Source organism: Acinetobacter gandensis (assembly GCF_001678755.1).
Taxonomy (GTDB): Bacteria; Pseudomonadota; Gammaproteobacteria; order Pseudomonadales; family Moraxellaceae; genus Acinetobacter; species Acinetobacter gandensis.
In genome coordinates, this window is record NZ_LZDS01000016.1 from 1 (window position 1) to 10,366 (window position 10,366).

At 37.0% G+C, this 10,366-nt stretch carries 11 protein-coding genes; 5 read left to right on the forward strand and 6 right to left on the reverse strand.

What is annotated here, in order from left to right:
• Nucleotides 1-217: 217 nt before the first annotated feature.
• From A9J31_RS06840 to A9J31_RS06850, 3 genes are all read right to left on the reverse strand, one after another.
• Complete coding sequence (locus tag A9J31_RS06840; protein WP_067763352.1) at nucleotides 218-532, reverse strand: BrnA antitoxin family protein; 315 nt, start codon at nucleotides 530-532, stop codon at nucleotides 218-220.
• On the reverse strand, nucleotides 519-806 hold the full coding sequence (locus A9J31_RS06845) for a BrnT family toxin (protein WP_004884492.1): 288 nt from the start codon (nucleotides 804-806) through the stop codon (nucleotides 519-521). Before A9J31_RS06845 ends, A9J31_RS06840 begins: the two co-directional genes overlap by 14 nt.
• A gap of 291 nt (nucleotides 807-1,097) precedes the next feature.
• Nucleotides 1,098-1,739 carry a TetR/AcrR family transcriptional regulator C-terminal domain-containing protein gene (locus tag A9J31_RS06850; RefSeq protein ID WP_004787586.1) on the reverse strand — a complete coding sequence of 214 codons (642 nt, stop codon included), beginning with the start codon at nucleotides 1,737-1,739 and terminating at the stop codon, nucleotides 1,098-1,100.
• A gap of 65 nt (nucleotides 1,740-1,804) precedes the next feature.
• On the opposite strand from A9J31_RS06850, the gene tet(39) reads away from it, so the two are divergent.
• Complete coding sequence (gene tet(39) / locus A9J31_RS06855; RefSeq protein ID WP_046267530.1) at nucleotides 1,805-2,992, forward strand: tetracycline efflux MFS transporter Tet(39); 1,188 nt, start codon at nucleotides 1,805-1,807, stop codon at nucleotides 2,990-2,992.
• A 230-nt stretch (nucleotides 2,993-3,222) separates the two neighbouring features.
• Here tet(39) and A9J31_RS06860 read toward each other — a convergent pair whose 3' ends face one another.
• Together A9J31_RS06860 and A9J31_RS06865 are read right to left on the reverse strand one after the other, a co-directional pair.
• Complete coding sequence (locus tag A9J31_RS06860; RefSeq protein WP_225531289.1) at nucleotides 3,223-3,789, reverse strand: plasmid replication DNA-binding protein; 567 nt, start codon at nucleotides 3,787-3,789, stop codon at nucleotides 3,223-3,225.
• A gap of 105 nt (nucleotides 3,790-3,894) precedes the next feature.
• Nucleotides 3,895-4,902 (reverse strand): replication initiation protein, encoded by a 1,008-nt coding sequence (locus tag A9J31_RS06865; protein ID WP_004967300.1) that lies wholly within the window; start codon nucleotides 4,900-4,902, stop codon nucleotides 3,895-3,897.
• A 675-nt stretch (nucleotides 4,903-5,577) separates the two neighbouring features.
• Between A9J31_RS06865 and A9J31_RS06870 the strand changes: the two genes are divergently transcribed.
• From A9J31_RS06870 to A9J31_RS15365, 3 genes are all read left to right on the forward strand, one after another.
• Nucleotides 5,578-5,781 carry a hypothetical protein gene (locus tag A9J31_RS06870; RefSeq protein ID WP_004968112.1) on the forward strand — a complete coding sequence of 68 codons (204 nt, stop codon included), beginning with the start codon at nucleotides 5,578-5,580 and terminating at the stop codon, nucleotides 5,779-5,781.
• A 1,892-nt stretch (nucleotides 5,782-7,673) separates the two neighbouring features.
• A complete protein-coding gene (locus A9J31_RS06880; RefSeq protein ID WP_227523648.1) occupies nucleotides 7,674-8,651 on the forward strand; it encodes a hypothetical protein in 978 nt (325 codons plus the stop codon).
• Nucleotides 8,652-9,080: 429 nt separating this feature from the next.
• Nucleotides 9,081-10,135 (forward strand): IS4-like element ISAba1 family transposase gene (locus tag A9J31_RS15365; protein WP_100355958.1). Its coding sequence is split into 2 segments (ribosomal slippage): nucleotides 9,081-9,621 and nucleotides 9,621-10,135, totalling 1,056 coding nucleotides; the frame shifts between segments, so codons are not numbered across the junction.
• Here the strand turns inward: A9J31_RS15365 and A9J31_RS15955 are convergent.
• Entirely contained in the window at nucleotides 10,085-10,234 is a 150-nt protein-coding gene (locus A9J31_RS15955; RefSeq protein WP_425394346.1) for a hypothetical protein, read from the reverse strand. The two genes, A9J31_RS15365 and A9J31_RS15955, sit on opposite strands and share 51 nt — an antisense overlap.
• On the opposite strand from A9J31_RS15955, the gene A9J31_RS15830 reads away from it, so the two are divergent.
• The coding region (locus tag A9J31_RS15830) for a hypothetical protein (protein ID WP_483757036.1) at nucleotides 10,163-10,366 on the forward strand (204 nt) is incomplete at its 3' end. The genes A9J31_RS15955 and A9J31_RS15830 overlap by 72 nt on opposite strands.

The window sequence follows — 10,366 nt, forward strand, 5'->3', positions numbered from 1 at the left end:
GGGAATCTTACGTTTCAATTTATTATAGTAAATATCTAACTAAAAAAAATGAGTATTCTTAAAAAAAACTTTTTTTTATAAGTATTTAATTTTATATAATAAATTATAAATATTTTTGATATTAATGAATACATGATAAATCAGGTTTAACACGAGTTTTTATACCGATGGTTAAATTCCACTAAGAACCCAAAAATTGGAGCCTAAGCTCCCATTTTTATCGATGATTTTTTAAATCTTCTAACATTGCTTCACGCAGAATTTCATTCATTCGTGTTTGATAGCCTTTGCCTTGAGCTTTAAACCATGCAAGTACATCAGCATCTAAACGAATGGAAGTCTGTTGCTTCACTGGGCGATAGAATTGATTATGGCGTACAGCATTGCTCCAGTCGGTAATTTCAGGCATATCTGAGAGATCTAGCTGATCGTCAGGAACCGTTCCATTAGCAAGCAAGCGTTGAATTTCTGCATCTTGCTTGTCGCTGAATTTTTCATTCAGTTCTTTGCGTGAGTATCTAACCATGCTCATATCTATCTCGCTCCGCCTTAGTGACTTGTCTTGCACTAATGATTCGTATGATTTCACAGTCATCTTCATCAAAGATGGTGTGAGCTACTAAGAGCATTAGTACGCCTTTTACTTTTCCAATGGTTTGCCAACGTTCTTCACCATCGGTATGTCTGTCCTGGATTGAGATCCTTAATGGATCATCAAAAACAAGGCTTGCCGTTTCGAAAGAGACATCGTGTTTTTTCTGATTCTTTCGATTCTTTGCCTCATCCCATTCGAAATACTGTTCCATAAAAAACATTCAAATTTGTATATACAATAATGTATCACAAAATTGTATCACTCAAGTTGAGAAGCGTAATTTTTAGTCAAAATTATTGGCAAAACATTCCAAAACTGCTCATAAAAAAGCCGACTTGTTTCAAAGTCGGCTTTTTGGGCATTCTTGGATTTTTATGATTTTAATAAGTGTTTGATATTGCAATTAATATACAAGTGTACTTCGTATAACCGCCATTATGTTAAATAATTAAGGATAAAAGCTTTATTACTAAATAGAACAGTTGCTTAAAGCAGTATAGAGTTAAGTTTGCATTTTAATATCAAGTTGTCTTTCAGCACCGATAATCACCATACGAATCCCATTTTCAAAAATGTCATCCGCATTCATATTTTGTAAGGTATTCACTCCTTGGAGCATGAGTGGATATATAGTTGGATCGGCTTCGAATGGTGGGTCTGATCTTATTTCTTCTTGCTGCTCCTCAAGGACCCACCCAACAATAAACCTTCCTAATGTCATAAGTAATGCAACTGCTTCAACAGGAGAAAACCCAGCATGAGATAACAGCGCAACTTGGGCCTCAATCGTGTTGAAATGTCCTTGACTGGGGCTAGTTCTTGCATGTAGACGAGCACCATCACGGTAAGCTAGTAGTGCTCGACGAAAGCTTACAGAATTAGCGAGCAACCAATCTTGCCATGTCATCCCATCGATGGGTAAAGAAACTAAATGGTGTTCATTTATAATGGTTTCCGCCATTGCTTCCATTAACAAGGATTTATTCTTGAAATGCCAATATAGAGTTGGAGATTTAATACCCAATCGTTGAGCTAGCTTGCGTGTGGTTATTGAATCTATGCCTTCTTCATTCAACATATCCAATGCGGTACGCAGGACTATTTCACGTGTCAGACGTTGAGGTGCAATATCTTTTTTACTCATAAATCTATCACTGATAGGGAGTGTGTGAGAGAATATTAATTCTATCATTGCTAGAGAAGGCATTTGTGAAGAAATCATTGAGCGTGATTTTAATCACTATATTTCTGGATGCTGTTGGGATTGGTTTAATTATGCCGATCTTGCCTGAATTATTACGGTCATTGGCTGGAGCTGAAGCAGGCGGTGTTCACTATGGTGCTTTATTAGCTGTGTATGCTCTGATGCAGTTCATTTTTGCACCTATCCTTGGAGCGTTGAGTGACCGATTTGGACGTCGACCTGTATTAATTATTTCAATTGCTGGTGCAACGGCTGATTATCTCCTAATGGCTGCTGCTCCTTCTCTATTGTGGCTATATATTGGTCGTATTTTTGCGGGAATTACAGGTGCCAACATGGCTGTTGCAACAGCTTATGTTTCAGATATTACTCCAGCCCATGAGCGTGCAAAAAGGTTTGGTCTCCTTGGAGCTGTCTTTGGTATTGGGTTTATAGCGGGTCCGGTAATAGGTGGAGTTTTGGGTGAATGGAACTTACATGCACCGTTCTTTGCTGCTGCTTTTATGAATGGGATTAATTTAATAATGACAGCAGTCTTATTAAAAGAATCAAAACACAGCAATAAAATGACTGAGAAGGTTCAGGAGCAATCAATATTAAAGAAATTATCCTATTTGATCACTCAACCTAATATGGCTCCATTGCTTGGTATCTTTTTAATTATCACATTGGTTTCACAAGTCCCCGCAACTTTATGGGTTATCTATGGGCAGGATCGTTATGGCTGGAGTATATTTATTGCAGGTGTTTCCCTTGCTAGTTATGGAATATGCCATTCTATTGCACAGGCTTTTGCTATCGCCCCTATGGTAAAGAGGTTTGGAGAGAAAAATACGTTGTTATGTGGAATAGCTTGCGATGCAATTGGTTTACTTCTTTTATCTATTGCTGTTGAAGAATGGGTGCCTTTTGCGTTGTTACCATTGTTTGCCCTTGGTGGAGTAGCCGCTCCTGCTTTGCAAGCAATGATGTCCAGAGGTATTAGTGATGAAAGACAAGGTGAATTACAAGGGCTATTAAGCAGTTTTAATAGTCTGGGGGCTATAATTGGTCCTGTATTAGTTACTAGCCTCTATTTTATGACTCAGGCATCAGCTCCTGGAATGGTATGGGCATTAGCTGCAATACTTTATGTAATCACCCTACCCTTATTGCTTAAGTATCGCCTGAATAAATATTCTGGAGTTCCATAAAATATTTAATTTATTGGTTTAAAAACTAATGGATTCTATAGTTTATCTAAAATTAACATAATACACGTTATACGAAATGCTCTAAATTATTTGTTTTAATTCAATAGTTTATTTCGTATTGAAAAGCCCAATCACACCCGATTGGGCTTTTTTTATGACTTTTCACGTTCCACGCTTAATAAGTAAGCAATGTTCCACACTTTTGTTTAGCTAAAAATAACAATAAAACCTTACTCATCTGTAAAAACTGCCCGAGCTAAACGGCCCAATAATCCCCTTTTTTTAGGTTCCGGTTCAACGTGTTCAGGAATAGGTATACGCTTGTTGTCTTCCCCAAAAGTAGTCAATGCGTCATAGTTCGACTCAATCTCTGGCCGAGGATCTGTTGCTATATTTAGATTAGTAGATTCATTTAGCTTACTAGTATTTTCTTGTTTTGGCTGTTCTAACGTGCCTTTAAACTCAATTCTATGAGTGAGATCTTCAATATGTTGCATCAAAGACTTTTCTCTTTGATTTGCTAAATCTAACTGATTTTTGAGTAAAGAAATTTGATCTTTTAATACATTTTCAATTTCAGACTGAACGTGTACCTGTACATCCTTCTGGACTTGTTCAGTACGTGTACTGGACTGAACACTGACTGGATTGCCATAAACTCTGATAAGTTCCGATAAGTCTATAAGTCCATCATGATCTCTTGATAATTCACCACTTTTTATAGATTCATAGATTGTTGTTCTTGATTTTTTAAAAGCTTTACTTGCGTCCATTATGCTAAATTTTGTTTTGTTCAATGTAATCCCTCAGCGCGTGTTTAAGCATGTTCATCTGAACATCTTAGCTGAACATATATCTTATTTTGAATTAAATCGTACTTTTCTAGGTATAGCAGCAATTTTTCAAACTTTTTGTTCAATAGTAAAGTCGATATTGAATTCTGCTAGTTTTTCAATCCATCTATTACCTTCGTTATTTTTAAAATCAATTTTTATTCTTTCTACTAATTCGTCTGTAGTCTCACCAGATTCTTTGAATCTCAAGCTCAATTCTTCACTTTGAATTATCGTTAAATAAACCATTTTTGCAGTTATTTTATTTTGCTCTTGGTTACTACCAGTTTCACTTTGTTGATTAGCTCCAATAGTTTTCTTTTTTCTAACTATAAAATTAACATGACTAGCTTTGCGTCCTTCTTTCTTGACTGCTTTAAACTCAATAGTAAGTTCTGTTTTAGAGTTAATGTCATCAATGTGGGGTTTAAGAATAGTACTTTTGAAATCTCTATATTCTGGGTATGAATTTTCTGCCAGACCTAAAGCACTTTTTAATTCTTTGATGGATACATCGAAATTAGACCGAAATTCATTTTGTACCAAGAATGGGTAAAGTTTTAAACCGTGACCATGTAAGGCAACAGCCGATTTAACTTTAAATTTTGTATACGAATTTTGTTTATTAAAAACATACATAATGTATAGGGCAAAATGCGTGAAAGAAATATAAAAACATCCATCCTTGTATGAGCATGTACTAATGAGTCTTGTTCGAATATCTCGATCTTTTCCAGGATGATAAAAAACTACACTGTGGTCGTAGAGAGCATCTACTACTCGGTTTAAGGCTACATAAGCACTGCTTGGCTTTAAGCCCGTCAATTCAGCATATTCTTTAGCTGTTACAGTGAATTCTGTTGTTTCATTGGGATCTGATGCTAGCCGAACTTTAGGGCTAAAAAAGAATAGCAATTTTAGAATATCGTCTTTTGGTGATTTCTCATGCTTCAATTGCCAGAAAATATTTTGAAAGACAGCATAGTCTTTTGGATAACGTTTGGCAGGTGCTGAAAGAGGAAAAAGAGATTTGTCATGTTCCTCAAAATTTTTAATTTTCTTTAATGATACAGCCATCTAAAATCACTATTCTTCTATTATGTGGTGGTATTTTCAATGCTACTTACCCCCACTTATTAAGTCAAGCATATCTTGATTACCACCTAACATTTCGCCCCCACTAACCTAACATTTCGCCCCCACTAACCTAACATTTCGCCCCCACTAACCTAACATTTCGCCCCCACTAACCTAACATTTCGCCCCCACTTAAAGTCAAAAACCTAACATTTCGCCCCCACTTAAAGTCAAAAACCTAACATTTCGCCCCCACTTTAGTGTCTGAAACACTGATATAGCAATACATTGAGACTGGCCGTAAAGCTTTTTAAAAGCTTTTTAAAAGCTATTAAAAGCTTTTAATAAAGCTTTTAAAATTAGTAAATGAAAAAATAAATGAAAAATTGCCCTTGGTTTTCGCTACGCTCAAACTCTATTGAATCTCGCTTTCGCTCGATTCGTGGGGCAATTTTTAGTTAATATTCTTGTTACTTTAAGAAAAGGCAAAAGCAACTCGGAATTCGCTTCGCTCATAAGTTTTTTATGCTCGCTTCGCTCGGTCTAGGTGCAAAGATCAGCATGTGATCTACTTTCAATTTGTTGAAGCAAATATTTTAAAAAGCAGTTTTTCAGGGAGTCTAGGCGCAAATTTTCGTTGTGTCGCTCGTAGACACTCGCTAAAGAGGATCTGAGATGAGCAAAGATAAAAAAGATGAAGATTTGGTTTCTCTCTCGATGAAGAACTTCAACAAACCACGATGGTTTAGAGCCAATGAAGATGGTGTCTTTTGTGAAGTAACTTGGGAGGAGTTCTTTAAAAACCATGATGACCCAACAGGGTTAGAAGATTTTATGACAGATCGAGAGCAAGATACACCAAGAGATGTGGATTTATAGCGCATGGTTTGCTGTATTTGGCGTTTTATTGGTCATTCCTATTCTACCTATAGGTTTTAGTTTAAAGTGCCTTAAAACGCAAATGGTGAGCATTTAGACAACCCACCTCGTTTCGATATTCTGTTGGCAAGAATATCCGAGGGGGTCTAAAAAATGCTTATAACGTATGCACCGTAAAATTTTGTCGAAGTGCCGATTGCCAACCAACCAACACCAAACTTTAAAACGCTAATTTTATTCATAAAATCAGAAAATATTTATCCTATGGTGGATAACAACCTCGAAAAACTATGTCTTCAGAAGTTTAGTTTAGTTCGAGCGACCAACTCGAACAGCAGGGGAGACCAATCCCCATTTAACCTTTTTGACTCTCCTGTGGCTTTAAATCCACAGCCTTCAAGCACTATGACCATGCAGGAAGTAACACACTCAACTACAGTCCCCTATAGCCTCAACATCACTCTTTCGCAAAACCACGATTCCCTTAACAAGTCATTTCTGACAACGGTAGCTATGGTTTTTTAACCAACTTTTGATAAAACAACTCAAAAGAAAATTCTTATTGATTATCAATTTTACCTGTAATTATAGATTACTATCTATTTTACAAATAAAAACAACAACTTATTCAGAATTATTACAGTACAACTTCGGCAAAAATCTGCCTTATATGCGCTACTAAAGATCGCTCCAACACATCTATGTCGATAACTAAAAATTTAGTTATTCAAAAACTTAGGTGACAAAACCTAATGACATAAAAGTGCGTCCCAAGTTATCAATTGAAGTCTTAACAAGCAGTACGTTCATCCACTAAGTTTCTAAGCTTTTTCCTTGCTTTTCGGTACGCAGTTCCAAAATACCGATTCCGCAGCTTAAAAAATATCATCATGGGTAGAACACTTACTTAGCACAGTCGATGAGGATCTCTCCCCACCTTTAACACGTTTAAGCTATACATCGACCTTTCGAGCCAAAATGGAATGTCATCACGACAAATTCACCACCTGACCCAAAAGTGCCACTCTCGCCAGCTTTCACCTTGATCGCCTGTACCCTCTCGAATACCGCAGAAGCCATCGTGTGTGCCACGCACCTCGCCAAACCATAAAGATTCAGCGAAGAACGGTAGTTATTAACGCTACTCTCCATCTATGGATTTCACTCACTATTTCTTCAAAAGCAGGATTTCAGCCCTTTCAGCCTAGAATGGGGTTTAACCCATTCGCCACCTTTCGGTGATTCCGTTTCCTTGTCGCCCAACTTCAAGAACCAACAATGAAGTGGATTGAGTAGAATTTGAGGGTAGGCAAAAGCCACCCCTCATCAGCCCTCATCAAAGCGTACCGAGCTACGTTTCCGCAGCAGTCCGCTTCGTCAAGCAGTTTTCAGGCTGTCAACCTTTCCACTGTGAGCTGTTGAAAATCAAAATTTTTAGTGTGCCTAACGGCACACTAAAAAACGGTTAGGTCTTTTAGGTGCGTTGGTCAGACACACTTCACAACTGATGAGAAAATCATAATGCACAAAAAATATGCTGTCTAGGTGCGTTCGCATGGAACTACTTATTACCCTCTTACAAATACCGTCTAGAAGTCCTTAAAACTTGCTTCGCAAGTTCACCATAGCTTCGCTATGGAAAAAGCAAAAAACAGCTAAAAACCAAAAATCCTTTTACTCGATTACAATGCTAGTTTTTGATCAAAAAACAGCGTATTTTGTGAATTAACCCTTGATAACAATTATTGGAAATATTTTGGATGATAATTTTTAGTCCACACACAAAATTCACGATGCAACGGCTCGCTGACCATGTTGCCAATGGCGCATATTTCTATTTCAACTTTGAATATGACAGCTCAAAAAAATCCATAGATTCGCTATTGGAGAAGATGACAGACCGTTATGAATTGGGGATTTCACCAAGACAGCGTTCTTACCGCTTAGAAAAGGGTTATCCTATTTGCACGATGATCGTGCAAAGAGATGTTTTTAAGGAGGATAAGTGGTTTATATATTGCTTATTTACAACACCTACAAGTAGAGATTTCAATACTTTCAACGGTATCGAGAGCAATAAACTTGCGAAGGAGTCGGAGCGTTTAAAGATTGAGAAACTAAAAGAGAAGTACAAAGGCTTTAAGTGGGATCTCGATTCAATTTCAGCAGGAAAGACCTTGATTGCAGACTACTTCAAAGATAATGAGCCAAAACAATTTGTCTTAAAAAATCCAATTGCTGTCAAACCTACTGCCCTAGTCACTATGGAGCTTTTTAGAGATACGCATAAGACTTATAAACAGCTCATCTTGGGTGATGAAAAAGACTACAAAGACCGAGTAAGGGCTTATACGTGGACTTGGCGATATACAAAGCAAAGTATTGAAAAAATTAAAACTAAATTTACTGATTCTATTAATAAATTGGCTAGTCAAAAAAATAGTTCTCTAGCAGAGAAGAACCGAGCCGATATTAAAAATCTATTCCTGATGGTTGAAACATGGTCTGTTTTCAAAGCAAGCCGTTCCCAAGCAGGGCAGATTATCCATTTTGCACAGCGTTTTTTAAAGTACAGGTCTAAGAAGCAGAAAACATGGATGCAGATGGAAATTGCTCCACCACACTTGACCTATCTACCACGATTGCCGACCTATGCGGATACGATCTATGAATATAATTACAGACGTAATCTTTTTGATGAATATGGTGTGGAAGTGCCTTTGAAACTCATTAAAGACTACTATGGTGGTGGCTATTACAACATACCGATTCAAGCCTATGTAGCTAAAGAATTAGAAATGCGTGAGAATGGCAAAGCCATTGCTCAAAAAGCGGATGAGCTTTACTTACAAGTGCTTGAAGATGAGTAAATCCGCTAAGAGAAGCTATTAAATATGGACTTTGAATAGGTTCTAACATGCAAATTTCGTATAAGAGGTTTTATGTTAAATAGAGAGATTCATTATTTCTTCAAAAATTAAAAAAACCGCCTATTAGGCGGTTTTTTATAAAATATTTCTAACTAGAGATATTTAAAACGGTAAAATTTGGTGGTTGATATATGATTTGTGTCTGGGAAAAAATCATCATTCCCGAAATTAAAAACATCAATATTGTTATTACAGAACTATATAATCGCATTCATTACTTATCAATCTTACTAGACCAATATACTAGTCTTATATTGTTACATTTACAATAAAAATATGATTTTATTGTATTTTTTTTCTCTGTACACGACAAAAATAGATAACTCATTGAAATAATGTCACAATAATTGTTTTCTAACGACGAATACTATGATACATCTCAATGAGTTATATCTTATCTTAAACAAATATCTAAAATGGAACAAGTCACATTTAAAGTGCTTTGCGCTCATCATGCTTGTGATTATTTTAAAGCAAACATGTAATCTTTCTTCTGCATCTAAAGCCTTGCCCATCAAGTGCTTACCACAATCATTTTATCGACGTATGCAGCGCTTCTTTGCAGGTCAGTATTTTGATTATCGTCAAATTTCTCGGTTGATTTTCAATATGTTTTCATTCGACCAAGTGCAACTGACTTTAGATAGAACCAATTGGAAATGGGGAAAACGAAATATTAATATCCTGATGCTCGCAATCGTTTATCGTGGAATAGCGATACCTATCCTTTGGACATTGCTTAATAAACGTGGAAATTCAGATACGAAAGAGCGCATTGCTTTGATTCAACGCTTTATAGCCATTTTGGGTAAAGACCGTATTGTGAATGTGTTCGCAGACAGAGAGTTTATCGGTGAGCAGTGGTTTACATGGTTAATTGAACAAGACATCAACTTCTGCATTCGTGTTAAAAAAACTTCATTGTCACCAATCATTTAGGAAAGAATCATAAAATTAGTGATTTATTTCGCCATCTTAAAGTTGGTCAAATTGAATGTCGTAAACGACGGATTTTGGTTGGTCGGGTGAAACTATATATAAGTGCACTACAGTTAGAAAATGGAGAGCTTTTACTCGTCGTTTCTCCTCAGTTTAATGCCAATGCTATTCAGGATTATGCATTACGCTGGGAAATTGAAACCTTATTCAGTTGTCTCAAAGGACGCGGGTTTAATCTTGAAAATACGCGCTTGACAGACCCTAGACGAGTGAAAAAATTGATTGCGGTGTTAGCTATAAGCTTCTGTTGGTGTTACTTAACGGGTGAATGGCAACATGATCAAAAAAAAGCGATAAAAATAAAGAAGCATGGACGACTCTCAATGAGTTTATTTCGCTATGGTTTAGACTATGTTCAAATGGCGATTCAGCGTTTAATTGGTTTTGGGAAAAAAGAAGAGTTTAAGGAAATTTTGGCAATTTAGGCGCGTATCCTTGCCGATCACGACACGATGGCGGTGGTCACCGCGACGAAAGACACGGCCAGCCGCCATGCCGACGCGCAAGGCGGTTTCCGCCGTCATCGCGCCTTCGTTGGCTTTGCCACGAATACCGTCTGTGCCGAAATATTTGCGCACCATAAGGTCGATTATCCTGTCGTCGGGTCGCCCTCAAAGGGGACATGCCTGCTGAACCGCGAATATAGAGAAATATCC

Bases quoted from the DNA above. Each gene is read 5' to 3' on its own strand.
- A9J31_RS15955 (WP_425394346.1), bottom strand. From the start codon at position 10,234: ATGACGGCGGAAACCGCCTTGCGCGTCGGCATGGCGGCTGGCCGTGTC.
- A9J31_RS06850 (WP_004787586.1), bottom strand. From the start codon at position 1,739: ATGAGTAAAAAAGATATTGCACCTCAACGTCTGACACGTGAAATAGTC.
- A9J31_RS06870 (WP_004968112.1), top strand. From the start codon at position 5,578: ATGAGCAAAGATAAAAAAGATGAAGATTTGGTTTCTCTCTCGATGAAG.
- A9J31_RS06865 (WP_004967300.1), bottom strand. From the start codon at position 4,902: ATGGCTGTATCATTAAAGAAAATTAAAAATTTTGAGGAACATGACAAA.
- A9J31_RS06880 (WP_227523648.1), top strand. From the start codon at position 7,674: ATGACAGACCGTTATGAATTGGGGATTTCACCAAGACAGCGTTCTTAC.
- A9J31_RS06840 (WP_067763352.1), bottom strand. From the start codon at position 532: ATGAGCATGGTTAGATACTCACGCAAAGAACTGAATGAAAAATTCAGC.
- A9J31_RS06845 (WP_004884492.1), bottom strand. From the start codon at position 806: ATGGAACAGTATTTCGAATGGGATGAGGCAAAGAATCGAAAGAATCAG.